This is a genomic window from Pseudomonas sp. BF-R-24, from assembly GCF_019947335.1.
GTDB lineage: Bacteria > Pseudomonadota > Gammaproteobacteria > Pseudomonadales > Pseudomonadaceae > Aquipseudomonas > Aquipseudomonas jessenii.
This window is the reverse complement of the sequence record NZ_JAGYGG010000026.1, coordinates 55,193-81,027: the sequence shown is the minus strand read 5'-3', so window position 1 is coordinate 81,027 and position 25,835 is coordinate 55,193. Positions and strand designations below refer to the sequence as shown.

Below are 25,835 nucleotides of genomic sequence, written 5' to 3'. Positions count from 1 at the left end.
GCCCAGATCCCGCCCGTTGGTACCGAACCTGCCCAGCAAAACCGGCAACAAGTCTGGTGGCTTGCGTGGTAACTATCCGCCGAAGAAGTCGTAATTACCTCGGGTGTACGACAGGCTTTGCAACGGAGTCTGTCGCACTCCCCCGTCACTTCAGCATTACTTGCCTCTATATCGGACATTGTTTTCCACGAGCGACGTCGTAGCTGCCTAGAATGATGGCCAAAGGCTACGCTCTCCACGGCATCTCAAATACAGCTCGACCATGCTGCCAACTGATTCGCATCCCTGACTCTGAAAACGTCTGCCCCTTAACGTACCCAAGCCTTCGCGATGTCCCGTGTTGCCATAAACCCTGCTTTTTCTGGCTCATTTACATGGAGTAAGCGTACATGCCCTTCCCCCCTCGTTTCCTCGACCACTACCGCAAAGCCGACCGCATCATGCTGGGCCTGATCTGGCTGATGTTCGCGTTCGCTATCGGCCTGGCGTTCTGGCACGACACCTTCAAGCAGGCGCTGCTGGTGGGCGGTGGCACCAGTGTGTTGTTGACACTGTTGTATCGAGCCATCGGCGGAACGCGGTTGATGCGTTGTCTGCTGGGCGTGGGTTTGATGGTGATGGCGGCGTTGCATATCAATCAGGCCGAGGGGGTCATTGAGTCGCACTTCGGGATTTTTGCGTTGTTGGCGGTGTTGACGTTTTATCGGGACTGGCTGCCGATTCTGGTGGCGGCGGTGACGATTGCGCTGCATCACGTGGTGTTTCATGTGCTGCAACATCAGGGTTTTCCGGTGTTTGTGATGACCCATCACGGTGGCTGGACGATGGTGTTCGTTCACGCTTTTTATGTGGTGATGGAAACAGTCGCGCTGCTCTATCTGGCGGTGCACAGCCAGGCCGATGCGGTGGAGAGCCAGGACATGCTGGACAAGATGCTCGCCACCACGTCCCAGTTCACTGTCGGTGCCGGCCAGGGTGACAAGGCTCGGGTGCATGTGTCGCTGGCCCAGCGCTTCGATCAGTTTTTGACGCAGATCACCGCCTTGGTGGACGGGGTGGTGCGTGACTCTCAGGGGTTGGGTCAGTTGGGTCAGGAGTTGGCCAAGGCCAGCAACACATTGGAGAAAGGCGCCAAGCATCAGTTGACGGAAATCGCGCAGATGACCGGGTCGATGCAGCGCATGGGCGATGCGATGGAGCACATCGTGGTGCATGTCGAGCATGCCGTTGCCCATGCCGGCCAAGCCAGCGCGCAAGTCACCCGCGGCCAGGAAAGCGTGAACCGTGCGCGGCAGGAAATCACTCAACTGGCCTCGCGCCTGGAAGGCACCAACCAGACCGTGCAGGTACTGGCCGGGCAGGCGCAGCAGATCGGTACGGTGCTGGAGGTGATCAGCAGCATTGCCGAGCAGACCAACTTGCTGGCGCTCAACGCGGCGATTGAAGCGGCACGCGCCGGCGAGCAAGGCCGGGGCTTTGCGGTGGTGGCCGATGAGGTGCGCAGCCTGGCGCAACGCACGGCGGTGTCCACCAAGGAAATCCGCACCATCATCGAAGCCTTGCAGCAAGGCAGCCGCAAAGCCGTGGAGGCCATGCAGGACAGCCGCGAAGGTGTAGTGCGCTGCGTCGAGGACAGTCAGGTGGCGGCAGCGATGTTGCAGGCCGTCGGCAGCGACATCTCGCAGATCGATGAACTCAATGGGCGGATCGTCACGACGACCCGCGAACAGTCCTCGGCAAGTTTCGAGATTGTCGGGCGCTTGCAGTCGGTGCAGAGCATTGCGCAAAACACGGCGGATGATGTGGAGACACTGGCGCTGAGCAGCAGGCGCTTGCCGCCCATTGCGACTCGGCTGGATGCGTTGGGGCGGACGTTTCATCAGTGATGTTCGACGGGAGAAGTTTTCCGTTGGTCGAACCGATTTGCTCTACAGACTCAACAAACCTATCTTTGAGTCTATAGAGTCAAGATAGGTATTGATCATGGCCGTCCCCCTGCAACCCCAATCCTTCAGCAAAAACCAATGCGTCACCGGCCTGCGTGCCGCGGTGAGCATTCTGGAAAAGTGGAAGGCCACCAGCGATCAGGCCTGTCGCATCCTGCGTATTTCGCGCAGCACCTACACCCGCGCCCGGCAGCGAGACCCGGACTGGGCGGTGGCGCTGGATGCGGACCAGATGCAGCGCATCAGTTTTGTGTTGAACATTCACGCGACGTTGCGGCTGGTGTTCGACAACCCGGATAACGTGTACGGCTTTGCCTCGATGGCCAATGACAACGAGTTTTTCAACGGACGTTCGCCGCTGGAGATCATGGCCCAGGGCGACATGATTTCGCTGTACGAAACCTTCCGCCGCATCGACATGCTGCGAGGTGCGCAATGGTGATGGCGAGTGAGCTGGCGGTGTTTGCCGGTCAGTCGTTGCAGGCTTTTCGCCTGGTCAATTCGAAGTTTCCGCCCATTGCGTTGTTTGATGATGTGGCGGATGCGGCTGAGTTCGAGGTGTTGTTCGAGATTCAGGCTCTGACCAATCCGCGGTTGAAGAATGAGGTGGGTCAGCTGGAGTTGATTGCGCGCAGCGAGATCCCGTTCGGCATTCGGGGTTGCTCCTACGCCATTGCGCCGTTTACCCACGTCAACCCGGCGGGCTCGCGTTTCAGCGATGGCCGCTTTGGGGTGTTGTACCTGGCGGAGTCGATGGAAGCGGCGCTGGCCGAGGTGCGGCATCACCAGGCGCTGTATTGGTCGAGGGTGCCGAGCCTGAACTATGAGCGCTTTGTGTTTCGTGGATTGGCCTGTGCATTTGGCGATGGCGGGATGAAGGACGCCACGGCCCTGCCGATGAGCGATCCGGTGTATGCGCCGGACGACTACAGCCACTCCCGTGTACTGGGGCAGGCGGTGCGCGATGCCGGTTGCCCCGGTTTGCGTTATCACTCGGTGCGGATGCCGGGCAGTCATTGCTGGGCGTTGATGACGCCGAGGCCGGTTTCGTCGATTGTGCAGACGGCGCATTACGAGATGGTCTGGAATGGGCAGATCACCAGTGTCAGTCAGATCAGTGAGGCTTGAGCCCCGTTGTCAGGCACATGAAAACCTGTGGGATCTGCGATCCATTGACCGCATCGATAGTCACCATTATTTCAATGAAGTTCTCTTGAAAATTCCCCGGCGTAACATCTGCTCCATACCAACCCATAAGCACCCCGGAGCACACCATCATGAAACGCCAAACCCTCCTCAGCATCGCTTTCTCGGTTTTTGCAGTTAACGCTTTCGCCGCAAACTCTGCTCAACCTGTGGTCGCTGAAGGCGGCTCGGATCGTCTGATTGAAAGCCGTGTGGCCGAGGGTGGTTCGGATCGTTTGATCGAGAATCGTGTGGCTGAAGGTGGTTCGGATCGCCTGCTGGAAAAACGTGTTGCCGAAGGTGGTTCCGACCGTCTGATCGAAAGCCGCGCTGTCTGAATGCAGTGCTTTACCGCAAGACTCAACGAAAAGCCCGGCCTCAACAGCCTGATGCTGCTCAATCAAGCGAGAATGATCCACTCACTGTAGGAGCGAGCTTGCTCGCGATGGAATCAAGAACGCCGCGTTTAGCCTGTAAACACGCGGCATCGTTAACGACCATCGCGAGCAAGCTCGCTCCTACAGGGGATCGTTTTCATTTAACTGAACAGCATCAGGCTTCAACAGCCGGGCTTTTTCGTGCGGGTTATCAATTCGTTTGTAGGTCATGCACTTTCGCGGATCGCGAGAGGCCAATCTTGATGCCGACCAGTATGGGCGCGGCAAAGACGAACAGCAGGGCCACGGCGAAGAACGCCGTATCGAAAGCAATCACCGTGGCCTGACCTGATACCGCTTTGCCCAGCAAGCTCGTGGCTACCCGGCCAGCGGCCACCTGATCCATGCCCTTCCCTGCCAGCATCGCGGTTGTGGTCATCAGCCGTTCGATGACCGCGTGTCCCCCTGGGGTGACGTTGGCGCCGAGGACCACGCCATTGCTGACAACCTGATGGTCAATCAAGGTCTGCAGCCCGGCGACGCCCATCAAGCCTCCCAACTGGCGCCCTGTATTGAACAGGCCGATGCCGCTGGCCAGGTTGCGGCTGTTGAGGTGGCTGAAAGCAATCAGCGTGATCGACAGAAACAGGAAGCCAAGGCCCAGGCCGCGCAACAGGATGGCCGCCATCATGTCGTCGGTGCCGCTTTCGCTGTTGGAGCCGGACAGCATCCACATCGCCCCCATGATCAGCAGGATACCCAACGGCACGGTCGCCACCGGCGGCACGCGACGCACGCTGAACATATAGGCGGCGATGAGCAGCGAACCGACAAAAAAACCGCCACTGGGCAACAGGAGCAGGCCGGCATCGGTCGGCGTGAACGCGAGTACCGACAGGGCGAACGCCGGGATCAGGTAGGCGCTGCCGAACAGGGCGGCACCGGCGACGAAACTGACGATAAAGGCAAAGGTGAAATCGCTTGTTTTGAACAGGCTGAAATCGAGCAGCCCCTGGCCGTTGGCCAACACCTGTTGACCGAGAAAGGCCAGCAGCGCGGCGGCACCGATCACCGTCAGTGCCAGGATGCGCGGTTCCTCGAACCAGTCCCAGCGGCTGCCCTGGCTGAGCACGTAGGTGAAACAGAACAGCGCGGCACCGATCAGTGCACAGCCGAGCCAGTCAAACGAAGGTTGCCGGCCCTTGGCGGGCATGGGGTGGTCGGCGATGAGCAAGAAGCCGATCGCCGCCAGGGCCAACGGCACCACACTGAAGAAAATCCAGGTCCAGGACTGGCTGTCGATCAACCACCCTTGCAGGGCCGGTGCGAGGGTTCCGGGCGCAACCACGGAGCCCATGGCGAACAGGGCTTGCAGGATCGGCTGAAGGGCGCGCGGATAGCCGCGAAAGATGATCGCCTGGCCCGCCACCAGCAAAGCACCTCCCGCGAAGCCTTGCAGGATGCGCAATGCGATCAGCAGTTCCAGCCAGGCGGTAACGGCAGCCACGCAGCACGCCAGGCCCATGACCAGTGTGGCGCCGATGATCACGTTGCGCGCAGAAAATCGCTGCATCAGCCAAGGGGCGAGCATGAACCCGATCAGCTTGAGCGCGATGTAGCCGACATCCAGCCAGGCGAACTCGTCAGGCGTGGCATAGGTGTCGCCGATGATGTCGCCGCGGCCGAGGGCCAGCACGGTGCTGGCGATCGCTTCCGTCAACGTCGCCAGTACGATGCCCACCATGAGCAGCACGCCGTTCGTTGTCCTGGCGCTGCTCGGCGTGGCGCAGGCAACGCGGCTCATGAGCCGGCCCCTTGTGCAACTTCCACCCGCGCGGACAGGCCCGGCACGATGCGCCCCGGCAGGGGGTTTTCAGCCAGGCGGATCTTCACCGGAACGCGCTGCACGACACGCACAAAGTTCCCGGTGGCGTTGTCGGGCGGCAGCAGGCTGAACGCCGAGCCACTGCCCGGTGCAAAGCTGTCGACCACACCATCGAGTGCCGCATCGGGGTAGCCATCGACCGTGACGCGCACGTGCTGGCCGGGGCGAATCTGTTCGAGCTGGGTTTCCTTGAAGTTCGCCACGACCCATACATCATTGACCGGCACGATATCGAGCAGGGAAACGCCCGGTGTGACGAAACGGCCGAGGCGAACCTGACGGTTACCGACCACGCCATCCACAGGTGCGTGTACCACGGTGTGCTCGAGATCGATCCGGGCGAGATCACGTGCGGCCTCTGCCTGGCTCACAGCGGCCACGGCAGCCTCGCGCTCGGCTACAAACACCGTGATGCGCTGCTGTTGCGCCTCGACCGTTGCCGAAGCGGCCGAAACCGAGGCCGCGGCTCTGGATTGCGCGGTGCCGGTTTCATCGACCAGGGCCTGGCTCACCGCATTGCTGACGATCAGTTTGCGGCTGCGGTCGTGGGTCTTGGCCGCCAGGCTCATGTCGGCGGAGGCTGAGCGCCTTTGCGCTTCGGCCTGCCTGATCAGCGCATGCTGGAGCTGGACCTGTGCGTCGACATGGGTCAGGCGCGCTTGGGCGGCGCTGACATTGGCCTCGGCTTGCGCAAGTTTGGCACGGTAGTCGCGGTCATCGATTCGAAACAGCACATCACCGGCACGCACGGCCTGGTTGTCCCGGACCTCGACCGCCGTGACATAGCCGGCGACCTTGGCGGCCAGTGAGGTGACGTCCCCGCGGACATACGCGTTGTCGGTCGAGGTCACGCCACTTGAAAACGCCATGGCTCCCCAAACCGCCACGACCATTACAGCCGCGACGCACAGCAACAGGCCGATGGTCTTGCGCTTGCTTCGCCGCACCACGACCACGGGCGTGCCGCTACTTGCGCTGGTGGCAATGGCGGCCTTGTCCAGGAGCGAGTTCATTTTTTCATTTCCTGTTCAGTGCCAAGAACTGACTCAGCCACTGGGCGACAGCGTCTGCCGCCCGGCGGTCGAGCCTTCATGAGCGCGTGATCGGCTCACTGTTTGATAGGCGTTACGAGCACCTTTTCCTCGGTGTCGAGGACGAACACCGCCAACAGGCGTGCAGGTTGGGTGTCACTGGCGTTGGCGCTGACCAGGTGCACGGAGCCCGGCTCCTCTACGAAGTTTTCGCCGACGTTGTAGATCTTTTCCGGCTGGCCTTTGACCTGGATGCGGAACGAACCCTCCAGCACCGTTGCATAGATGAAGGCCGTTTTCGGATGGGTGTGGGCCGGCGACGCGGCACCCGGCCCATACTCGACGACCACGCCCCTCATGCTCTTGCCAGGGATGTTGGGAATGGGACGGTCGAACACCACCGTCACCTTGCCGGGGGGCGGCTCGGCGGCTGATGCGGCGCTGATCGAGAGCGCTGCGAAGACAGCGGCCATTAGCAAACGGGTAACCATGGGATTTCTCCTGGATTCGTAGGGTAATGTGCGGGTGCGATTCGTTACTGCGCTGTCGACCGGGCCAGCCAGTCGTCGAAGCGGATCGCCCCCAGGCGTGCGTTCTTGCCGGTGACCAGCGATTGATCGTCTAGCACGGCGCCGAAGTAACGGGCATGTACATCCGGCACGACCTTGCGGTTGTCCTGGGTCGCTTGCAGATAGCGCCTGGCCAGTTCGTCGATCGGCATGGTTTCCGGGCCGCCGACTTCAACCGTGCCATTGACCGGTGCTGCCAGCACGACATCGGCCAGCGCCGCTACCACGTCGTCGGACGCTATCGGCTGGATCAGCGCCGGCGAAGCATGAATTTCCTCGCCAACGGCGAACGACTGGACAATGCCGCCGGCAAACTCGGAGAACTGCGTGGCACGTAGAATGGTGTAAGGAACGCCGGATGCCTTGATAAGGGCTTCCTGCGCGACCTTGGCCCGGAAATAGCCGGTATCGGGAAGCCGTTCGCTGCCGACAATCGACAGGGCTACGTGATGACGAACCCCGGCAGCGGCTTCGGCGGCCAGCAGGTTACGGCTCGACGTTTCAAAGAAATCGAGAACGGCCTGGTCTTCCCACGACGGCGCGTTCGCCACGTCGACCACCACATCAGCACCATCCATCGCTTCGGCCAGGCCTTCGCGGGTGATGCTGTTCACGCCCGTGCTGGGGCTGGCGGCGAGCGCATCATGGCCGCGCTCGCGCAGGGTGTTCACAAGTTTCGATCCGATGAGGCCGGAGCCTCCGATGACGACGATCTTCATGACTTTTCTCCACTTGTCGACTGCAACCATTGCGTCGGTGTAGAAAGAGTGCCTGCGCGCACCAGGCAAGTCCTTGCGCCGGGCTTGGGTTTGCCTTGGCGAGTACTTGGATTTATGTCCAAAGCCATTGACGTTCGTCCAGCCGCCCTTGCCGCAGACGGTGCAGCGGTTGTCGAGCTGCCGTATCATCTGCCTCAGTTACCAACCGACAGCCGCCTGGGACACGGAGTTGAGGGCGCTTCGCCAGGGGATGCTCAATTTGCCATTCACGTTTGAAGACTACGTACTCGATCAGGAGCGCCGGGAGCTGACCCTGCGCGGGCAAATCGTGGCCGTCGGACCGCAGGTTTTCGATCTGTTGCTGCTGTTCGTCAACAATCCCGACCGCGTCGTCAGCAAGGACGAGTTGCTCAAGGCGGTGTGGGGCGACCGGATCGTTTCGGAATCGACGATCACCAGCCACATCAATGCGGTGCGCAAGGCCATTGGTGATACCGGTGAGGAGCAGCGCCTGGTGCGCACCGTCCCCCGCAAGGGCTACCGCTTCGTTGGTCGGATCAACGGCGACTTGAGCGGGCAAACACCACAGCCTGACATCGACGAACGCGCAAGCGCTGCCCCGAAACAAATCCTCTCCCCTACGCTCGTCCTGCCGGACAAACCCTCGATCACCGTCCTGCCCTTCCAGAACCTGAGCGGCGATCCGGAGCAAGAGTATTTCGCCGATGGCGTCGTGGAGGACATCATCGCGGCCCTGTCGCGTATCCGCTGGCTGTTCGTCATTGCGCGCAATTCGAGCTTCACCTACAAGGGCCAGGTCGTGGACGCCCAGGGCGTCGGCCAGGAACTGGGCGTGCGCTATGTGCTCGAAGGCAGCGTGCGCAAGTGCGGGAACAGACTGCGCATTACCGGGCAACTGATCGACGCGACAAGCGGGACGCATATCTGGGCGGAGCGCTTCGAAGGCCTGCTCGACGACCTCTTCGAACTGCAGGACCAAATCACCGAAAGCGTCGTCGGTGCCATCGCGCCGCAACTGGAGCGGGCAGAAATCGAACGCGCCAAGCGCAAGCCGACGGAAAGCCTGGACGCCTACGACTACTACCTGCGGGCCATGGCAAAACTGCACAGCGGCAGCCGGGAAGCCATCGAGCAGGCGCTGCCGATGTTCTACCAGGCCATCGAACTCGATGCGGAATTCGCTTCGGCCTATGGCATGGCCGCCTGGTGCCACTTCTGGCGCAAGCTCAATGGCTGGATGAGCGATCGACCCGCAGAAATCGCCGAGGGCATACGCCTGGCGCGTCTGGCGGTGACCCTCGGCCGCGACGATGCCGTCGCGTTGACCCGGGGCGGACATGCGCTTGCTCATCTCGCCGGCGAAGTCGACGGCGGCATTGCGCTGCTCGACAGGGCGCGCCTGCTCAATCCCAACCTCGCCCCCGCCTGGTTTCTGGGCGGTATCCTACGGGCACTGCACGGTGAAACAGACGCCGCCATCGAGCATTTGAACCATGCCGTTCGCTTGAGTCCGCTGGATCCGGAAATGTTCAGAATGCAGGTGGGGATGGCGCTCGCGCATTTCTTCGCCGGGCACTTTGATGCCGCTGCGCAGTGGGCGGAAAAGGCCCTGGGCAACCTGCCCAGTCTGCTGGTCGCGGCGGCGCTGGTGGCGGCCAGTGATGCGCTCGGCGGTCGAATGGAAAAAGCGAATCTGGCGATGCGGCGTCTGCAAAAGCTGGATCCTTCTTTGCGTCTGTGCACCCTCAAGGACTGGCTGCCCATTCAACGGCCTGAGGATTTCGCCCGTTTCGTCGATGGACTGCGGCTGGCCGGGCTACCGGAGTGAAGACGACCACCCTGTAGGAGCGAGCTTGCTCGCGATGGTCGTCAACGATGACGCGGGTTTTCTGATTAAACGCGGTGTCTTCAAGTTCATCGCGAGCAAGCTCGCTCCTACAACGTAGGCTAAGCTTTGAGCAACTCGTTGCTCATGATGCTCGGTTCTGCAGGTTTGGGTTTTTCTGGAGAGCGTCTGCAACAGCTATCCCAGACTGTCCCAAACCTTTCACGCAGGATTGCCGTGATGACAGAGCCCCTCCTCAGCTTTGATGCACTCAAGCGCGCCGCGGCTGCCGGCGAAATCGATACCGTACTGGTCTGCATGGTCGACATGCAGGGACGCCTGGTCGGCAAGCGGTTCCAGGTCGAGTTTTTCATCGACAGCGGCCACGAAGAAACCCACTGCTGCAACTATCTGCTGGCCGATGACATCGACATGGAGCCGGTGCCGGGTTACGCCGCGGCCAGTTGGAGCAAGGGTTACGGCGATTTCGTGCTCAAGCCCGACATGTCCACCCTGCGGCGCGTGCCCTGGCTTGAGTGCACGGCGCTGGTGCTGTGCGACGTGCTCGATCATCACCATCGCCAGGACCTGCCGCACAGCCCAAGGGCCATTCTGAAAAAACAGGTCGAGCGCCTGCGCGAGCGTGGTTACACCGGCATGTTTGCCTCGGAGCTCGAGTTCTATCTGTTCGATGAGAGTTACGAGGCGATCCACAAGCGCAACTATCAAAAACCGAAAACCGCCGGCCATTACATCGAAGACTACAACATCCTCCAGACCACCCGCGAAGAGCCGGTGCTGCGGGCGATTCGCAAGCACTTGCAGGCCTCGGGCATTCCCGTGGAAAACTCCAAGGGTGAATGGGGCCCGGGGCAGGAAGAGATCAACATTCGCTACGCCGATGCCCTGACCATGGCCGACCACCACGTCATCATCAAGCACGCCTGCAAAGAGATCGCGCAATTGCAGGGCAAGGCGATCACCTTCATGGCCAAGTGGCGCTACGACGCTGCCGGCTCCAGCAGTCACATCCATAATTCGCTGTGGGACAAGAACGCCAAGAAGCCGCTGTTCTTCGAGGCGAAAGCCGAGTTCGGCATGTCGAAACTGATGCGTTCCTGGGTCGCCGGCCAGCTCAAGTACGCCAACGACATCACCTGTTTTCTCGCGCCCTACATCAACTCCTACAAGCGCTTCCAGGCTGGCACTTTTGCGCCGACGCGGGCGGTCTGGAGCCGCGACAATCGCACCGCCGGCTTTCGCCTGTGTGCCGAAGGCAGCAAGGCCATCCGCATCGAATGCCGCATCGGCGGTGCCGATCTCAACCCCTATCTGGCCTTCGCCGCGCTGATCGCGGCGGGCCTGGCCGGTATCGACGAGAAGCTCGATCTGGCGCCGCCGTTCGAAGGCGACGCCTACCTGGATGAGCATTTGCCGGAAGTGTCCAAGACATTGCGCGAGGCGAGCGCCGCACTCAAGGCCTCCGGCATGTTGCGCAAGGCGTTCGGCGATGAGGTGGTCGACCATTACGTGCACACCGCCGAGTGGGAACAGAAAGAGTACGACCGGCGAATCACCGACTGGGAATTGCAGCGCGGCTTCGAGCGCTATTGAGAACATCATGACTGCGAAGGTTCAATTGATCTCCCCGGTCGATGGCCGGGTGTACGCCGAACGCGAGGTGGCCGATGCGAAGCAGGTCGAGCAGGCGCTGACGGCCGCTGCCAGCGCACAGGCGGCATGGCAACGCCGCTCACTGAGCGAACGCGCGGCGTTTTGCACTGCCGCGGTGGACGCAATGCTGTCGATGCAGCCCGACATCGTGCCGGAGCTGGCCTGGCAGATGGGTCGCCCGGTGCGTTATGGCGCCGGCGAACTGCGCGGTTTCGCCGAACGCGCCCGGCACATGATCGCTATCGCACCGCAGGTCCTTGACCGGGTAGAACCCGAGCCTGTCGCGGGATTTCGCCGCTATATCAAACGCGAGCCGCTGGGCACGGTGCTGGTGGTCGCTCCGTGGAATTACCCCTACCTGACGGCGGTGAACACGATTATCCCGGCGCTGATGGCCGGCAACAGCGTGATTCTCAAGCATGCGTCGCAAACGCTGCTGGTGGGCGAGCGTTTCGCCGAGGCCATGCGTCGCGCAAAACTGCCCGAGGGGCTGTTCCAGAATCTGCTGCTCGACCATGTATCGACCGGGGCGATCATTGCTTGCGGGCGCGTGCAGCAAGTGAACTTCACCGGTTCCGTGGAGGCTGGAAAAGTCATGGAAAGCGTCGCCAGCGGACAATTTCTCGGTATGGGCCTGGAGCTCGGCGGAAAAGACCCGGCCTATGTCCGGGCAGACGCCAACCTTGAACAGGCGGTGGAAAATCTGGTGGACGGCAGTTTCTTCAATTCCGGGCAGAGTTGCTGCGCCGTGGAACGCATCTACGTCGACCAGAAAATCTACCCGGTGTTTGTCGAGCGCTTCGCCGAACTGACCCGCCAGTACGTGCTGGGCAACCCACTGGATGAAGCCACCACCCTCGGTCCGCTGGTGACACCGGGCGCCGCATTCTTCGTTCGCGGCCAGATTGCCGATGCGCTGGCCCAGGGCGCCAAAGCGCTGATCGATCCGAAGTCCTTTCCCGCCGACGTGCCGGGCAGCGCCTACCTGGCACCGCAAGTGCTGGTGGACGTGAACCATCAAATGTCGGTCATGCGCGACGAAAGCTTTGGCCCGGTGGTCGGCATCATGCCGGTGGCCAGCGATGAAGAAGCCATCGCCTTGATGAATGACAGTGAGTTCGGGCTCAGCGCTTCCATCTGGACCCGGGACCTCGCAGCGGCCGAACGCCTGGGCAACGAGATCGCCACCGGCACGGTGTTCATGAACCGCTGCGATTACCTGGACCCGGCATTGGCCTGGACCGGCGTGAAGAACAGCGGTCGCGGCGTCACCCTGTCGCCACTGGGCTACGAGCACCTGACCCGGGCCAAATCCTTTCATCTGCGTCACGAGGTGTAGACCATGAACCTGACAGGAAACTGGAGCTACCCCACAAGCGTTCGTTTCGGTGTCGGGCGCATCGCCGAACTGGCCGAGGTCTGTCGCAGCCAGGGTATCCAGCGACCTTTGCTCGTGACCGACAGCGGCCTGGCGCGCGCACCGATCACCACGGCGGCACTGGACGCATTGCGCGCCGCCGGTCTTGGCGTGGCGCTGTTTTGTGACCTCAAGCCCAATCCGGTGGAAGCCAACCTCGCCGGCGGGCTCGATGCCTGGCGTGCCGGCCAGCACGATGGTGTGATCGCGTTCGGCGGCGGCAGTGGCCTGGACATGGGCAAGCTCATTGCCTTCATGAGCGGCCAGACCCGTCCGGTCTGGGACTTCGAAGACATCGGCGACTACTGGACCCGCGCCGACGACAGCCGCATCGCCCCGGTCATTGCCGTGCCGACCACGGCGGGAACCGGTTCCGAAGTCGGCCGTGCGGCGGTGATCATCGACGAGCGCACCCACACCAAACGCATCATCTTCCACCCGAAAATGATGCCCCGCGTGGTGATCAGCGATCCGGCCCTCACCGTCGGCATGCCCGCCAAAATCACCGCAGGCACCGGCATGGACGCGCTGTCCCATTGCCTGGAAGCGTACTGCGCCCCCGGCTTTCACCCCCTGGCCGATGGCATTGCCGTGGAAGGCATGCGCCTGGTGGCCAACTCACTGGTGAAGGCGGTACACACGCCGTCGGACCTTGAGGCCCGCGCACAAATGCTCGCGGCGGCGGCCATGGGCGCCACGGCATTCCAGAAAGGCCTGGGCGGGATGCATGCGCTCTCCCATCCGGTGGGTGCGTTGTATGACACCCATCACGGCATGACCAATGCCACCTTCATGCCCTATGTCCTGCACTTCAATCGCTCGGCCATCGAGGAGCGCATCACCCGCCTGGCGGCGTACCTGCGCCTGCCCTCCCCGGGGTTCGACAGTTTCCTGGCCTTCGTCCTCAAGCTGCGCAAGGACATCGGCGTGCCCCATACCCTGGTTGAACTGGGCGTTGATGACCGGCAGGCCGACCTGATCGCCGACATGGCGATTGTCGACCCTTCCGCTGGCGGCAACCCGCTGCCATTGACCCGGGACGGCGTGGCAAAGATTTTCGACGCGGCACTTCACGGCCGTCTGTAGGAGCGAGCCTGCTCGCGATGGACTTGAGGATGACGCGGGGGGTCAGGCTCCCCGCGTCATCGTTGACGTTCATCGCGAGCAAGCTCGCTCCTACAGAAAACCAAGGTCGAGCCTACGGCGGCTTAGTTCGGCCTGTCCAAAACCTGAAAAGGGGCACACATCATGAACCCAGCAAGCCAGCCGGGCACCGAAACGCACGACGATGACGTCAAGGTGCTGCACAGCATGGGCTATGCCCAGCAACTCTCACGACGAATGGGGGTTTTCTCCAACTTCGCCATTTCCTTTTCGATCATCTGCATCCTCTCGGGTGGCATCAACTCCCTGGCCCAGGGCACCTCGGGCGCGGGCGGGGCATCCATCGGGATCGGCTGGCCAATCGGTTGCCTGATCTCCGGGGTATTCGCCATGGCCATGGCGCAGATTTCCTCGGCCTACCCCACCGCTGGCGGCCTGTACCACTGGGGCTCGATCCTGGGTAACCGCTTCACCGGATGGCTGACCGCGTGGTTCAACCTGCTGGGGCTGGTCACGGTGCTGGGCGCGATCAACGTCGGTACCTATTACTTCTTTTTCGGTGCCTTCGGGCCGGCACTGGGCATGGAAGACACGACCACGGTCAGGGTGATTTTCCTGGCGATCCTCACCGGCCTGCAGGCCTTGTGCAACCACTTGGGTATCGGCCTGACCGCCAAACTCACTGACTTCTCAGGCTACCTGATCTTCGCCACGGCGCTGGCCCTGACCATCGTCTGCCTGATATCGGCACCCAGCTATGAATTCGCACGGCTGTGGACCTTCGGCAACTATTCCGGCGAAGCGGGTGGCAGCGTCTGGCCGCAGGTCTCCAACGGCTGGGTGTTCATGCTCGGGCTGCTGTTGCCGATCTACACCATCACCGGCTATGACGCCTCTGCGCACACCTCCGAGGAAACCCGCAACGCGGCCATGTCGGTGCCGCGCGGCATGGTCATGTCGGTGGTCTGGTCGTTGCTGTTCGGCTGGCTGATGCTCAGCGCGTTCGTGCTGATGCTGCCGAACATGGACGAGGCGGCCAAGCAAGGCTGGAACGTGTTTTTCTGGGCCATGAACACCCAGGTCGACCCGACACTGAAACTGGTGCTTTTCGTGGCGATCTTCATTTCGCAGGTGCTCTGCGGGCTGGCCACCGTCACCTCGGTTTCACGGATGATCTTCGCGTTCTCCCGGGACGGAGGCCTGCCCTGCTCAAAAGCGCTGTCCTCGGTCTCATCGACCCATCGCAGCCCGGTGGCAGCGATCTGGACCGGTGCCACCCTAGCGGTGTTGTTCGTCTGGGGATCGTCGGTGATCTCGATCGGGACAACGCCGGTCTATACCATCGTGGTGTCCTGCACGGTGATCTTCCTGTTCTTCTCCTTCGCCATTCCCATCGCGCTCGGCCTGTTTACCTTTGGTACGTCGAAGTGGCCGACCATGGGGCCGTGGAACATGGGGCGTTTCTGGTACTCGGTGTTCGCCATCCTCTCGATCCTGGCGATGATCATCATTTTCGTCATCGGCATCCAGCCACCGAACGATTGGGCGCTGTACATCACCATCGGTTTCCTGATCCTGACGGCCATCGTCTGGTTCGGTTTTGAAGCCCGGCGCTTCCAGGGGCCGCCGGTGGGCGACATGATCGTCAAGCGCCAGGCTGAAATTGCCGCGGCGGAGGCGGCGTTGGACAGGAAATAGGCGAGTGCTGATTAACCTGTGGGAGCGAGCTTGCTCGCGATGGCGGCGTGTCAGGCGCCATCGATGTTGGATGTGCCGGCCTAATCGCGAGCAAGCTCGCTCCCACAAGGTTGTTTGGCGTTTACGGTTTTTCTGCAGGCTGATGATCTATCCTGTGCCTCCCCGATTCCGCCCCGGAGACGCCAGTGCCCGCCCTCACCGCCCGCGAGGTTTACCAGCCGTTGCGCGATGCCGCTCAAGGCATTTGCACCTTCAAGCGAGTCGACGACGCCTGCGAGCCTGACCATGTACAGGTCGACATCGACGGCTGGCGCCTGACGCTCGACGTCGACGCCGGTCACCTGCGCCACTGCCTGCACGGCCAAAGCCCCGATGGCCGTGAATATGTGTTCGACAACGGGCAGCGCTTCGGCACCGACCCGGTGAGTTTGCTCAGCACCTGGGAGCTGGCGCAGATTGAACGGCTGCTGGCCTGAATCTTTCGCAACCTGTCGTTCCCTGGCCGCACTTGTGATACACAAGCCGGAGTGATTTTCGCGTCCAAGGAGGTTCTGCCCATGCCCCGTTCCCTGCGCCTGCCGCACTCGCTGGCCTGCGCCCTGCTCGGCTTGCTCGCTGGCAGCGCCCAAGCCGGCACGACACCCCCGGCGCCAGATGCCTTGCAGCCTTTGTTGGCGACGATGAATGAGCGGTTGAACATCAGCGAACTGGTGGCGCTGACCAAGTGGGACAGCGGCAAACCGGTCCAGGACAACACCCGGGAAGCGCAAGTCATCGCCAACGCCAGGAAGCAGGCGGCTGAACGCCAGCTTGACCCCGACGATGTCGCCGTCCTGATCGCCGCCCAGATTGAAGCCAGCAAACTGGTGCAATACGGCCGGATCGCACAATGGCAAGCGGCGCACAAGGCACCGGACACGCCACGGCCAGACCTGGGCAACGACATCCGGCCCAAGCTCGACAACCTGCAGAACCTGCTGCTCACGCAGTACGCCGCGTTCCTGCCCTACCGCAACGACCCGAACTGCCCGCAATGGCTGGCCACCGAACGTTCCGCGCTGATCAAGGATTATTTGCATGGCCAGGCGATGATTCGTGCGACCGGGGAGCTGTGTATTGCAGGGCGATAACGTCAAATGAGCCACATTGAAACCCTCGCCAAAATCCTGCTCGGCCCGTTGTTGCTGGCGCAGGGCCTGTATACGCGGCGGGTGACGCCCAGGTTGCCGGAGGCCGAAGGTGACCGCCAGGGCGAGGCCGGCAGCGGTGACGTGCTGCGCTTGTTGATTGTCGGCGACAGCGCAGCAGCGGGGGTGGGTGCGGCGACTCAAGGTGAAGCCCTCAGTGGTCGGCTGGTCGCGCGCCTGGCCGATGATTACCAGTTGTCGTGGAAACTCTGGGCGCACTCGGGGCTGGATTCACAAGGGTTGCTGGAGCTGCTCGAACAGCACGCCCCCGAGCCGTTCGATGTGGCGCTGTTGTCGATTGGCGTCAACGATGTCACCAGCTCTCTCACCCTGGATCAGTGGCTCGCTCGGCAACGGCGCTTGATGGCGCTGCTGTGCGATAAATACGCGGTGAGGCAGATCGTGGTGTCGCCGCTTCCGCCGATGCATTTGTTCCCCGCGCTGCCCCAGCCGCTGCGCTGGTTTCTGGGTTTCAGGGCACGGCGGTTCAATGCACATCTTGCGGATCTGGCCGCACGCCTGGATCAATGTACGATGCTGACCACCCCGCTGGCGCCCGAACCGGGCCTGATGGCCAGCGATGGTTTTCATCCGGGGCCGATGCTTTATCGGCAATGGGCTGACGATGCCGCCAGAGTGATCGACCAACGCTTTCGCACCACAACAATAAAAACAGGAGTTGAAGATGTCTGAGCTGAAACTGAACCCCAATGTCGCAGCGTCCCTGAAGCAGTGGCACGCGATGCTCGACAACCGCGACTTGAGCGGTTTGCCCGAAATGCTCGATCCGCAGGCGGTGTTCCGTTCGCCGATGGCGCACACGCCGTATCCGGGAGCGCCGGTGGTGTCGATGATCCTCAATACGGTCATGGACGTGTTCGAGGATTTTGCCTATCACCGTGAGCTGGCGACCGCGGATGGCTTGAACGTGATTCTCGAATTCAGCGCCAGGGTCGGCGAGAAAGAACTGAAGGGCATCGACATGATCCGCTTCAACGAACAGGGCAAGATTGTCGAGTTTGAAGTGATGGTGCGGCCGCTCAGTGGCTTGCAGGCGTTGGGTGAGGAAATGGGGCGACGGTTGGGGGCTTACCTGAAGGCCAGCAAGGCCTGACTTACCTGACTCACCAAAAATCCCTGTGGGAGCGGGCTTGCTCGCGAAGGCGGCGAACCAGTCGATAAAGATGTTGACTGACACTCCGCTTTCGCGAGCAAGCCCGCTCCCACAGGATTTGTGTTTAGCCTGAAATCAGGGGCAAACCGTTAAACCATCGGCTGGTGGCTGGTCACGCAGTGAATCCCTCCACCGCCTGCAGAGATCGCATCGATGTCGAGTTGCACCACTTCGCGGTCCGGGTAGAGTTCGGACAGCAGGTCGAAGGCCTTGGCATCCGCTTCCTTGTCGCCGAATTGCGGTGCGATGATCGCGCCATTGATCACGAAGTAGTTGATGTAGCCGGCGGCGAAATCCGGGTTGTCCTTGCTGAACCGGCTGTTGCGCGGGTTGAGCGGCGGCGACACGGTATGCACCTGCAACTTGCGGCCATCGGCATCCGTGGCGTTTTCCAGGATCTGCAGATGGGCGCGAGTGACCTTGTAGTCGTAGGACTCGGGGTCGTTGTCGAGGTTGGCGATCACCACGCCGGGCTTGACGAAGCGCGCATAGAAATCGACGTGGGCGTCGGTGATGTCCTTGCCCTTGATGCCTGGTAGCCAGATGATTTTGCGCAGCCCCAGGCGCTCTTTAAGTTCTGCCTCGACCTCGGCCTTGCTCCAGTCAGGATTGCGGTTGCGGTTGATCCAGCTGCTTTCGGTCATGATCCCGGTGCCGTGACCATCCACTTCGATGCCACCGCCCTCGCCCACCAGTTCGCTTTGCTGGTAATCCGCCTTGGCGTTTCCGGCGACCCGGGCGGCCAGTTGCGCATCATCCTCATGCTGCTGTTTGTTGCCCCAGCCGTTGAAGTTGAAGTCCACGGCGCCGAGGTCGCCGTTGCCATCGACGACAAAATTGGCGCCGATGTCGCGCATCCAGATGTCGTCCAGTTCGGTGATCACGAAGGTGGTGTTGTGGCTGCCGCATTTGGCTTCGGCCAGGCGCCGTTCGCTCTGGCGACAGAACACGGTGACCGGTTCGTGTTCGGCAATGCTGCGGGCGATCCGGCCAAGGGCGTCTTGCACGTGGGGCGTGAAGTCCTCCCAGATCGCGGCCTGTGCCCCGAAGGCGATGAAGGCCCGCTGGTGTTTGTCCCCTTCATCGGGCATGTACCAGTTGCCTTTACCGGCCGCTCGTACCGGCTGGGAGGCAAAGCCCAATCCCATGGACGCCAGCGCGCCCAGTCCGGCAGCGACCGATACCTGCTTGATGAATGTTCGACGTGTCGACATGTGTTTTCCTGAAATCTCGGGTTTGGCCGGCCCTCGGGCCGGCCGATGATCATTTGACTGTAGCGGTCTTGAACTTGGTCCAGGTGCGCATGCGTGCCCGCATGTCGGCCTGGGGAATGTCCTTGCCGGGAATCAGCCGCGCGTAGGTGGCATCATCGAGGTAGATGTCCGGGTTGTTGCGCATCGCGGCATCGACATCCGGTCGTGCCTTGGCGTTGGAGGTCGGGTAGCCGGTGAAGTTGCTGATGGCTGCCATGTTTTGCGGACGCATCACGAAGTTGATGAACGCGTAGGCGTACTCCGGATGCCGGGCGTCGACGGGAATGGCCATGGTGTCCATCCACACCGTGGTGCCTTCGCGGGGGATGCGGTAGTGGAAGGCGGTTTTCTTGCCGGCACTATCAGACGTGCGTTGCGCCTGGGTCATGTCGCCGCTGTAGCCGAGGGACATGCACAGGTTGCCGTTGACCAGGTCGGTCACCGGTTGCGACTGGAACTTGCGAATGTACGGCCGCAGTTTCATCAGCAAGTCACTGGCCGCCGCCAGGTCCGCCGGTTTGGCGCTCCGCGGGTCGCGGCCCAGGTAATTGAGCACCACGGCCAGCACTTCGTCCGGCGAGTCGATCATCGAGATGCCGCAGTCGGCGAATTTCGCCGCCAGTTCCGGTTTGAACAGCATGTCCAGGCTGTCGACCGGCGCATCCGGCGCACGCTGGGCGATCTGCCCGGCGTTGTAGGTCAGGCCGATGGTGCCCCAGGTGTACGGGACCGTGGCCTGGCGCGACTGCTCATAGTGCGAGCGCAACTTCTGCAACCCCGGCTCGACGTCGTTCAGAGCAGTAAGTTTTGACTGATCCAAGGGCTGCAAACTGCCGGCGCGCATCAGGCGTTCGGCCACGGTGTCACCGGGGAAGATCAGGTCGTAGCCGCTGCCGCCAGCGAGCATTTTCGCTTCCAGGGTTTCACTGCCGTCCATCACGTCGTAGATCACTTTGATCCCGGTTTCGGCGGTGAACTTGCTCAAGGTGTCCTCGGCGAAATAGTCGGCCCAGTTGTACAGCCGCAGGGTTTTCTCTTCGGCGTGCAACGCAGGCACCGCACAGCTCAGCGCCAGCCCCATGGCCAGGCACAGCTTGTTGATCGTGTTCATGTCACACCCCTTGGGTTGCCCAGCGTGAATGGATCTGACGACCGTCCTGGGTCAACAAGGCGCCGTACATTTCCGGACGGCGATCGCGGTAGATACCCCAGGTCAGGCGGTCCTCGCGCATGGCCGCCAGGTCCAGGCTGTGGACCAGCACGCCGGTGCTGTCACGGTCGGCTTCGGCGAGCAACTTGCCCTTGTGGTTGCAGATGAACGACGAGCCATAGAAGCTCATTTGCAGAGTCGGGTCGGTGGTCGCCGCTTCCCGGCCGACCCGGTTGGCCGCCACCACCGGCAGCAGGTTCGCGGCGGCGTGGCCGCGCATGGTCATCTGCCAGTGATCCCGGGAATCGAGAGTGGCACAACCCGGTTCGGAGCCGATGGCCGTCGGGAACAGCAGCACTTCGGCCCCCATCAACGCCAGGCAGCGGGCGGTTTCGGGGAACCACTGATCCCAGCAGATGCCCAGGCCGATGCGCCCGAACGCGGTGTCCCAGACCCGGAAACCGCTGTCGCCGGGGCTGAAGTATTCTTTCTCCTGATAGCCGATGGCGTTGGGGATGTGGGTCTTGCGGTACACACCCAACAGGCGCCCGTCGGCGTCGGCCACGCTCAGTGAGTTGAAGTAGGCGTTGCCGGCCTTCTCATACCAGCTCAGCGGCAGCACCACGCCCAACTCTTTCGCCAATGCGGCGAAGCGCTGGAGCACGTGGCTTTCGCGATACTCCTCGGCCAGTGCCAGGTGTTTGTGGTGTTGCTCGATGCAGAAATACGGCGTGGCGAACAGCTCCTGCAACAGGATGACCTGCGCGCCCTTGGCCGCAGCTTCGCGGACCAGTTGCTCGGCTTGGTCGAGGTTGTGTTTCAGGTCCCAGGTGCAGGGCATCTGGGTGGTGGCGATGGTCAGCAGTGTCATGGCATCAACCCCGCACCGGCCAGGCCGGCTGTTGCTGGGTGATGCAATGCACACCGCCACCGCCATGGGCCAGATGGTTGATCCGCACCGGCACCACTTCACGACCGGGGAACGCCTGCGCCAGCACTTCGGCAGCGACCTTGTCGGCATCGATGCCGTAGGCCGGCATAATGATCGCGCCGTTGGCGATATAGAAATTGGTGTAGGAGGCGCAGAACACTTCGGCCTCGGTGTCCACCGCATCGGTGGCTTCGAACAGTTCGATCAGTTCGAACTGGCGGCCCTGGGCGTCGGTGGCCAGTTCAAGGGCGCGGCGGTTCTCCCGGGCCACTTCGGCGTACACCGATTGCTTGTCGTGGGTGGCGTCCACCAGCAACACGCCGGGACGGGCAAAGGCGCACACACCATCGACGTGGCCGTCGGTCATGTCGCCGGTCACATAGTCGGGATCGCCCGGCAGCCAGATGGTTTTCTTCACGCCCAGCAGGCGGGTGAAGATCTCTTCGATCTCGGCCTTGCTCACGCCCGGGTTGCGATTGGGGTTGAGCAACACCGATTCGGTGGTGATCAGCGTGCCCTCGCCGTCCACATGAATCGCGCCACCCTCGTTGCTCAACGCCGTGCCGAAGCACTCCAGTCCCAAATGATTGAGCGCACGGCGGGCCAGGCTTTCGTCCAGATCGTGAGCCGACTTGCCGCCCCACGCATTGAAGCGCCAGCTCACACCGGCCAGGCCTTGCTGCGGGTGGCAGACGAAGCTCGGGCCGGAGTCGCGGCACCAGCTGTCGTTGACCGCCAGTTCGATCAACTCGATGTTCGGTCCGCACAAGGCTTTGGCACTGGCGATAGCTGAAGGATCGACCACCAGTTTCACCGGTTCGAAGCGGGCGATGGCGTTGGCCACCCGGGCGAAATCTTCTTGAACCTGTGGCAGTGTCACCCGCCAGCCTGACTCCCACAGGGTCTTGTTGTGCGGCCAGACCATCCAGGTGGCGGCGTGAGTGACCCACTCGGCCGGCATCGTCCAACCGCTGTTTTGAATTACGTTCTGCTGCATGACAAGCACCTCTGAGTTAAGTCATTGTGTTCAATGAAAACAGCCTTGGCGGTCTTGGCATGCATGCTACGGCTGGAAAAACAGGCAAACAAACGATGGATTTTGCAGACAACTGATTAGAGGAGCTTATCGATATGCTCAAACACTGGCCGCCGCTGAGCACCCTGCGCGGCTTCGAAGCCGCCGCCCGGCTGGGCAGTTTTCACAAGGCTGCCGACGAGTTGCACCTCACCCAATCGGCGATCAGCCAGCAGATCCGCAGCCTTGAGGCCTACCTGGAACAACCGTTGTTCCATCGCAGCGGGCGCAGCGTCAGCCTGACCGATGCCGGGCACGATCTGCTGAGCACCACCCAGGCGTTGTTGCAGCAACTGGCGGTGGGCATTCGCCGCTTGGGGCAATACCAGAAGCCTAATCAACTGGTGCTCAACACCACCCCGGCGTTTGCCCGGCACTGGTTGTTGCCGCGCCTGGGGGATTTCCGACGCCAGCATCCGCAGGTCGATCTGTGGATTTTCAGCACCGATGAAGTACCGGACATGGCCAGCCAGACCATCGACCTGGCGGTGCGCGACGACATCAGCTCCCAGGCCGAATGCAGTTTCAAGGTACTGCACGCCGACCGCCTCTACCCGGCGTGTCACCCGAGCCTGTTGGCCGTGCCCGTGGAACAGCGCACCACCCTGCATGGCGAGCGGGAAATGGACTGGAGCCACTGGGCGGTGGAATCGGGCATAGATGTGGGGCAGATGGATCAGGGGCTGAATTTTTCCGATCCGGGTTTGCTGCTGGACGCGGCCTGTACCGGACTGGGCATTGCGCTGGTGAGTCAGTTGCTGAGTCGGCAGGCGCGGGCCACCGGGCTGTTGCAGCCGATGGTGGAGCAAACCATCCGCGGCCCGAACTGGGCGCTGCTGACTCACCGTGACAGCGAGAACATCCCGATGGCGCGGGCCTTCACCCAGTGGCTGGTTGACAACCTGGCGGCCGAGCAGCAGACCGCGGCGTAATCATTGCGCGGGGAAGGTTTGCAGGTAGGCCAGCAGGTCTTCGATTTTTTCCGGCTCACTGAGACCCCAGAAAATCATGCGGGTGCCGGGGACGACTTTCTTCGGCGCTTCGAGGTAGGCGATCAGGGTTTCGCGGTCCCAGACCAGGTTGGCGGATTTCATCGCATCGGAATACACGTAGTCCGTGGTGACGGCGGAATGGCGTCCGATCACGCCATTGAGTTGCGGGCCAAAGAAGGCGCGAGCCGATTCACCGATCTGATGGCAGCCGCTGCAGAGGCGCTTGTACACTTTCTCCCCGGTCTGGACATCGCCCGCAGCAAGGGTGGGCATGCTGAACAGGCCAGCGGTGATCGCCGAGGCGAGGGTCAGTGCTGCGAGTTTCTTCATGTTCCGTTTCCAGTCGGGTGTTGCCGGATGGCTATTGGAACATGCGGGCCGGGGATATCCCAAGTGGTCAAATGGACGCAATCCCTGTGGGAGCGGGCTTGCTCGCGAAAGCGGTAGTCCAGCCACCTACGATGTTGAATGTGAAGGCCTCTTCGCGAGCAAGCCCGCTCCCACAGGGGGCCTGTGCTCATCATGATGGTTGTGACCGATGAGGGTAGACGGTGTTCGAGGCTTGTCAGGAATCGCTGACTGACGGCGCCTGGGGCACGGGGCGGGTTTTCACGGTGACGAACATTTTGATGCGGTCGCCGATTTCCTGGAGGGTATGGCGGAACGGGTCGTGTCTTTCGCTGGTGGTCGGGTCTTCGAAGCTCCAGACCATCACTTCAGCGGTAAACGGCATGCGCGCGGCCTCTTCGCAAGACTTGTCGCACAGGGTGATGACGTAGTCGAATTCCTGGCCTTCGAAATCTTCGAGGGACTTGCTGCGCAAGCCGCTGGCATCGACACCGATGTGATCGAGGGATTCGAATGTGCGCGGGTCGATCTCGCTGGCCTCAAGCCCGGCGCTGAAGGCCTGGAAATCGGCAGGATCGGTGTGGCGAAGCAGGGCTTCAGCCATGGGTGAGCGGACATCGTTTCGGGCGCAGACGAACAGCACGCGACGGGGGTCGGTCATGGGTTTACCTCGGCTGGCAGGTTTTTAGTGTTTGCTCATCAATCCATGCAGAACGCCGAACCGCAGACCCGGTTCCGACGCAATCATATGCGTGATCCCGAACACCTTGAACGCCGCCAGCATCACCACCAGACCACCGGGCAGAATGCTCAGGCGGTGGATGGGCAAACCGGCCAACTTGAGGTGTTTCACATGTTTGACTTCCAGCAGGCGCAACGACAGGCGCAACAGGCCGCCGTAGGTGATGCCGCCTTGGCCGTCATCATTCAAGCCATTGGCCTTGAGCACCTTGGCCAGCATCCGCGCCGTCCCTGAAGATCCGATCGCCTGCTGCCAACCCATGGCTCGATAGCGGCGGGCAATGCGTTCGAATTGCACGGTGGCTGCGCGTTCGGCCTCCAGCAGCGCTTCGGCCACGATCCGCCCGCCGTGGAAGTAATGCGCACCGAAGGTGCCGCTGCCGATGGCAATGCTCTCGGTGACCAGCAACCGGTCGCCACGGCCGATGATCATTTCCGTGGAGCCACCGCCGATATCCACCACCAGCCGCGTGGTTTGCGCCGGCAAGGTGTGGGCGACGCCGGCGTAGACCAGTTGCGCCTCTTCGTGACCGGAAATGACGTCGATGCGAAAGCCCAGGTGCCGCTCGGCACTGGCCAGGAACAGCGGCGCATTGTCTGCCTCGCGTACCGCGCTGGTGGCCACCGCCCGCACGCGCCCGGCCTCGAAGCCGCGCAGTTTCTTGCCGAATCGCGCCAGCGCCTGCCAGCCACGGTCCAGCGCCAATTCATCGAGCGCCCCGCCCTGCAGGCCCTCGGCCAGACGCACCGGTTCACGCAGGGTTTTCACTTCCTGGATGACCATCTGCTGGTTCCGTCTCACCGACTGGCCAATCATCAGGCGAAACGCATTGGAGCCCAGGTCGATGGCGGCAAACAGCGGGGCGTCTTTCATACGGGGTTCCTTGCACATTCATCTGCCGGCGGACTGACGGCCGCCGGTCACTCAAGACGGATTGCGAGGATCTTGCCATTGCTTTGATGACACCCGGATGACAGGCCTGGAGTTCTGAGCCACACCACAACAGTGGCAGGATTTTCGGCATCCTGATGGATGGCCATGAAGCTGTCATCGAATCGTCATGGACCGAGCGCCATACTCAGTCCATCCAATGCGTGCTTTAACTTTCCGCTGCCAGTCCCGGCAGCTTTTTTTTGCCTGAAATTGCCCTTACAAACACTCCTGCGCCGCACGCTCGAACGTCGACGGCACGAAGGTCGACGCCAGCAGCTTGCGCTCGTACAGGAATACCTTGCCGCCGTTCGAGGCTTTATAGGTTTCAAGCACGTTGTCCGCCGACACTTTGCTTGATACGACGATCCGGTAGCTGCGCTGGGTCTGCGACACCGTTGGGTTGAGCGCATCGTGCTGCAACTTCGGCACCACGCAATGGGTGTACTCCTCCGGTGACTTGCTGGTCTGCAAGGTCATGGTCGGATCGTTCGGCGTGGCACAACCGGCCAGCAGCAGCGAAGCGAAGGCCAGGGTCGGGGCAAAAACAGTGCGCATGAATCAGGTCCTGAATAGAAATCCACGGTGGATCGGGTTGCCCG

General features: G+C 61.9%; 25 protein-coding genes and 1 pseudogene. 14 read left to right on the top strand and 12 right to left on the bottom strand.

Annotated features, from left to right (window positions below; translation table 11 throughout):
- Positions 1-389: 389 nt before the first annotated feature.
- The 4 genes and pseudogenes from KGA98_RS28570 to KGA98_RS20060 form a co-directional block, all read left to right on the top strand.
- Positions 390-1,886, top strand: a complete 1,497-nt coding sequence (locus tag KGA98_RS28570) for a methyl-accepting chemotaxis protein (protein WP_223503359.1) — start codon at positions 390-392, stop codon at positions 1,884-1,886.
- A 97-nt stretch (positions 1,887-1,983) separates the two neighbouring features.
- The gene (locus tag KGA98_RS20070; protein WP_057714235.1) at positions 1,984-2,388 is read left to right on the top strand and encodes an antitoxin Xre-like helix-turn-helix domain-containing protein; all 405 of its coding nucleotides are present in this window, start codon (positions 1,984-1,986) and stop codon (positions 2,386-2,388) included.
- Positions 2,382-3,074 carry an RES family NAD+ phosphorylase gene (locus KGA98_RS20065; RefSeq protein ID WP_223503356.1) on the top strand — a complete coding sequence of 231 codons (693 nt, stop codon included), beginning with the start codon at positions 2,382-2,384 and terminating at the stop codon, positions 3,072-3,074. The genes KGA98_RS20070 and KGA98_RS20065 overlap by 7 nt, the downstream gene beginning before the upstream one ends.
- Before the next feature lie 149 nt (positions 3,075-3,223).
- Positions 3,224-3,460, top strand: a pseudogene (locus tag KGA98_RS20060) (hypothetical protein); the annotation flags it as partial.
- A gap of 259 nt (positions 3,461-3,719) precedes the next feature.
- Here KGA98_RS20060 and KGA98_RS20055 read toward each other — a convergent pair.
- The 4 genes from KGA98_RS20055 to KGA98_RS20040 form a co-directional block, all read right to left on the bottom strand.
- Entirely contained in the window at positions 3,720-5,312 is a 1,593-nt protein-coding gene (locus KGA98_RS20055; protein ID WP_223503354.1) for a DHA2 family efflux MFS transporter permease subunit, read from the bottom strand.
- Positions 5,309-6,406 (bottom strand): HlyD family secretion protein, encoded by a 1,098-nt coding sequence (locus KGA98_RS20050; protein ID WP_223503352.1) that lies wholly within the window; start codon positions 6,404-6,406, stop codon positions 5,309-5,311. The genes KGA98_RS20055 and KGA98_RS20050 overlap by 4 nt, the downstream gene beginning before the upstream one ends.
- Positions 6,407-6,501: 95 nt before the next feature.
- Complete coding sequence (locus KGA98_RS20045) at positions 6,502-6,915, bottom strand: cupin domain-containing protein (RefSeq protein WP_090456521.1); 414 nt, start codon at positions 6,913-6,915, stop codon at positions 6,502-6,504.
- A gap of 44 nt (positions 6,916-6,959) precedes the next feature.
- Positions 6,960-7,712 (bottom strand): SDR family oxidoreductase, encoded by a 753-nt coding sequence (locus KGA98_RS20040; protein ID WP_154862431.1) that lies wholly within the window; start codon positions 7,710-7,712, stop codon positions 6,960-6,962.
- Between the two features lie 259 nt (positions 7,713-7,971).
- Between KGA98_RS20040 and KGA98_RS20035 the strand changes: the two genes are divergently transcribed.
- The 9 genes from KGA98_RS20035 to KGA98_RS19995 all read left to right on the top strand — a co-directional run bounded on the left by KGA98_RS20035 (position 7,972) and on the right by KGA98_RS19995 (position 17,752).
- Positions 7,972-9,561 carry a winged helix-turn-helix domain-containing tetratricopeptide repeat protein gene (locus KGA98_RS20035; RefSeq protein ID WP_223503350.1) on the top strand — a complete coding sequence of 530 codons (1,590 nt, stop codon included), beginning with the start codon at positions 7,972-7,974 and terminating at the stop codon, positions 9,559-9,561.
- Between the two features lie 237 nt (positions 9,562-9,798).
- Positions 9,799-11,172: a glutamine synthetase family protein gene (locus KGA98_RS20030; RefSeq protein ID WP_223503348.1), complete on the top strand. Its 1,374-nt coding sequence runs from the start codon at positions 9,799-9,801 to the stop codon at positions 11,170-11,172.
- A gap of 7 nt (positions 11,173-11,179) precedes the next feature.
- Entirely contained in the window at positions 11,180-12,571 is a 1,392-nt protein-coding gene (locus tag KGA98_RS20025) for an aldehyde dehydrogenase family protein (RefSeq protein WP_223503346.1), read from the top strand.
- A 3-nt stretch (positions 12,572-12,574) separates the two neighbouring features.
- On the top strand, positions 12,575-13,735 hold the full coding sequence (locus tag KGA98_RS20020) for an iron-containing alcohol dehydrogenase (RefSeq protein WP_057714226.1): 1,161 nt from the start codon (positions 12,575-12,577) through the stop codon (positions 13,733-13,735).
- Between the two features lie 162 nt (positions 13,736-13,897).
- Complete coding sequence (locus KGA98_RS20015; RefSeq protein WP_223503343.1) at positions 13,898-15,451, top strand: amino acid permease; 1,554 nt, start codon at positions 13,898-13,900, stop codon at positions 15,449-15,451.
- 185 nt (positions 15,452-15,636) lie between these two features.
- A complete protein-coding gene (locus KGA98_RS20010; protein ID WP_057714224.1) occupies positions 15,637-15,927 on the top strand; it encodes a hypothetical protein in 291 nt (96 codons plus the stop codon).
- A gap of 81 nt (positions 15,928-16,008) precedes the next feature.
- Entirely contained in the window at positions 16,009-16,581 is a 573-nt protein-coding gene (locus KGA98_RS20005) for a chorismate mutase (RefSeq protein WP_223503341.1), read from the top strand.
- A gap of 6 nt (positions 16,582-16,587) precedes the next feature.
- Complete coding sequence (locus tag KGA98_RS20000; protein WP_223503339.1) at positions 16,588-17,331, top strand: SGNH/GDSL hydrolase family protein; 744 nt, start codon at positions 16,588-16,590, stop codon at positions 17,329-17,331.
- Positions 17,324-17,752 (top strand): nuclear transport factor 2 family protein, encoded by a 429-nt coding sequence (locus KGA98_RS19995; protein WP_154947871.1) that lies wholly within the window; start codon positions 17,324-17,326, stop codon positions 17,750-17,752. The genes KGA98_RS20000 and KGA98_RS19995 overlap by 8 nt, the downstream gene beginning before the upstream one ends.
- 149 nt (positions 17,753-17,901) lie before the next feature.
- Here KGA98_RS19995 and KGA98_RS19990 read toward each other — a convergent pair whose 3' ends face one another.
- From KGA98_RS19990 to KGA98_RS19975, 4 genes are read right to left on the bottom strand one after another with little or no spacing between them, the layout of a single operon-like run.
- Positions 17,902-19,026: an agmatine/peptidylarginine deiminase gene (locus KGA98_RS19990; protein WP_223503337.1), complete on the bottom strand. Its 1,125-nt coding sequence runs from the start codon at positions 19,024-19,026 to the stop codon at positions 17,902-17,904.
- A gap of 49 nt (positions 19,027-19,075) precedes the next feature.
- Entirely contained in the window at positions 19,076-20,176 is a 1,101-nt protein-coding gene (locus KGA98_RS19985; protein WP_223503335.1) for an extracellular solute-binding protein, read from the bottom strand.
- Position 20,177: 1 nt separating this feature from the next.
- Positions 20,178-21,086, bottom strand: a complete 909-nt coding sequence (gene aguB, locus KGA98_RS19980) for an N-carbamoylputrescine amidase (RefSeq protein ID WP_057714218.1) — start codon at positions 21,084-21,086, stop codon at positions 20,178-20,180.
- A 4-nt stretch (positions 21,087-21,090) separates the two neighbouring features.
- Positions 21,091-22,143: an agmatine/peptidylarginine deiminase gene (locus KGA98_RS19975; protein ID WP_057714217.1), complete on the bottom strand. Its 1,053-nt coding sequence runs from the start codon at positions 22,141-22,143 to the stop codon at positions 21,091-21,093.
- Positions 22,144-22,277: 134 nt separating this feature from the next.
- On the opposite strand from KGA98_RS19975, the gene KGA98_RS19970 reads away from it, so the two are divergent.
- Positions 22,278-23,153 carry a LysR substrate-binding domain-containing protein gene (locus tag KGA98_RS19970; RefSeq protein ID WP_223503333.1) on the top strand — a complete coding sequence of 292 codons (876 nt, stop codon included), beginning with the start codon at positions 22,278-22,280 and terminating at the stop codon, positions 23,151-23,153.
- Here the strand turns inward: KGA98_RS19970 and KGA98_RS19965 are convergent, their stop codons facing one another.
- From KGA98_RS19965 to KGA98_RS19950, 4 genes are all read right to left on the bottom strand, one after another.
- Positions 23,154-23,543 carry a c-type cytochrome gene (locus KGA98_RS19965; RefSeq protein WP_223503331.1) on the bottom strand — a complete coding sequence of 130 codons (390 nt, stop codon included), beginning with the start codon at positions 23,541-23,543 and terminating at the stop codon, positions 23,154-23,156.
- 235 nt (positions 23,544-23,778) lie between these two features.
- Positions 23,779-24,222: an arsenate reductase ArsC gene (locus KGA98_RS19960; protein ID WP_223503329.1), complete on the bottom strand. Its 444-nt coding sequence runs from the start codon at positions 24,220-24,222 to the stop codon at positions 23,779-23,781.
- A 24-nt stretch (positions 24,223-24,246) separates the two neighbouring features.
- Positions 24,247-25,176, bottom strand: coding sequence for a Ppx/GppA family phosphatase (locus KGA98_RS19955; protein ID WP_223503327.1), 930 nt, complete (start codon positions 25,174-25,176; stop codon positions 24,247-24,249).
- 276 nt (positions 25,177-25,452) lie between these two features.
- Positions 25,453-25,791, bottom strand: a complete 339-nt coding sequence (locus tag KGA98_RS19950; protein WP_057714212.1) for a hypothetical protein — start codon at positions 25,789-25,791, stop codon at positions 25,453-25,455.
- Positions 25,792-25,835: the final 44 nt, after the last annotated feature.

Excerpts from the sequence above, each read along its gene's own strand:
- KGA98_RS28570 (WP_223503359.1), top strand. The coding sequence starts at position 390 with ATGCCCTTCCCCCCTCGTTTCCTCGACCACTACCGCAAAGCCGACCGC.
- KGA98_RS20070 (WP_057714235.1), top strand. The coding sequence starts at position 1,984 with ATGGCCGTCCCCCTGCAACCCCAATCCTTCAGCAAAAACCAATGCGTC.
- KGA98_RS20065 (WP_223503356.1), top strand. The coding sequence starts at position 2,382 with ATGGTGATGGCGAGTGAGCTGGCGGTGTTTGCCGGTCAGTCGTTGCAG.
- KGA98_RS20055 (WP_223503354.1), bottom strand. The coding sequence starts at position 5,312 with ATGAGCCGCGTTGCCTGCGCCACGCCGAGCAGCGCCAGGACAACGAAC.
- KGA98_RS20050 (WP_223503352.1), bottom strand. The coding sequence starts at position 6,406 with ATGAACTCGCTCCTGGACAAGGCCGCCATTGCCACCAGCGCAAGTAGC.
- KGA98_RS20045 (WP_090456521.1), bottom strand. The coding sequence starts at position 6,915 with ATGGTTACCCGTTTGCTAATGGCCGCTGTCTTCGCAGCGCTCTCGATC.
- KGA98_RS20040 (WP_154862431.1), bottom strand. The coding sequence starts at position 7,712 with ATGAAGATCGTCGTCATCGGAGGCTCCGGCCTCATCGGATCGAAACTT.
- KGA98_RS20030 (WP_223503348.1), top strand. The coding sequence starts at position 9,799 with ATGACAGAGCCCCTCCTCAGCTTTGATGCACTCAAGCGCGCCGCGGCT.
- KGA98_RS20025 (WP_223503346.1), top strand. The coding sequence starts at position 11,180 with ATGACTGCGAAGGTTCAATTGATCTCCCCGGTCGATGGCCGGGTGTAC.
- KGA98_RS20020 (WP_057714226.1), top strand. The coding sequence starts at position 12,575 with ATGAACCTGACAGGAAACTGGAGCTACCCCACAAGCGTTCGTTTCGGT.
- KGA98_RS20015 (WP_223503343.1), top strand. The coding sequence starts at position 13,898 with ATGAACCCAGCAAGCCAGCCGGGCACCGAAACGCACGACGATGACGTC.
- KGA98_RS20005 (WP_223503341.1), top strand. The coding sequence starts at position 16,009 with ATGCCCCGTTCCCTGCGCCTGCCGCACTCGCTGGCCTGCGCCCTGCTC.
- KGA98_RS20000 (WP_223503339.1), top strand. The coding sequence starts at position 16,588 with ATGAGCCACATTGAAACCCTCGCCAAAATCCTGCTCGGCCCGTTGTTG.
- KGA98_RS19995 (WP_154947871.1), top strand. The coding sequence starts at position 17,324 with ATGTCTGAGCTGAAACTGAACCCCAATGTCGCAGCGTCCCTGAAGCAG.
- KGA98_RS19990 (WP_223503337.1), bottom strand. The coding sequence starts at position 19,026 with ATGTCGACACGTCGAACATTCATCAAGCAGGTATCGGTCGCTGCCGGA.
- KGA98_RS19985 (WP_223503335.1), bottom strand. The coding sequence starts at position 20,176 with ATGAACACGATCAACAAGCTGTGCCTGGCCATGGGGCTGGCGCTGAGC.
- aguB (WP_057714218.1), bottom strand. The coding sequence starts at position 21,086 with ATGACACTGCTGACCATCGCCACCACCCAGATGCCCTGCACCTGGGAC.
- KGA98_RS19975 (WP_057714217.1), bottom strand. The coding sequence starts at position 22,143 with ATGCAGCAGAACGTAATTCAAAACAGCGGTTGGACGATGCCGGCCGAG.
- KGA98_RS19970 (WP_223503333.1), top strand. The coding sequence starts at position 22,278 with ATGCTCAAACACTGGCCGCCGCTGAGCACCCTGCGCGGCTTCGAAGCC.
- KGA98_RS19965 (WP_223503331.1), bottom strand. The coding sequence starts at position 23,543 with ATGAAGAAACTCGCAGCACTGACCCTCGCCTCGGCGATCACCGCTGGC.
- KGA98_RS19960 (WP_223503329.1), bottom strand. The coding sequence starts at position 24,222 with ATGACCGACCCCCGTCGCGTGCTGTTCGTCTGCGCCCGAAACGATGTC.
- KGA98_RS19955 (WP_223503327.1), bottom strand. The coding sequence starts at position 25,176 with ATGAAAGACGCCCCGCTGTTTGCCGCCATCGACCTGGGCTCCAATGCG.
- KGA98_RS19950 (WP_057714212.1), bottom strand. The coding sequence starts at position 25,791 with ATGCGCACTGTTTTTGCCCCGACCCTGGCCTTCGCTTCGCTGCTGCTG.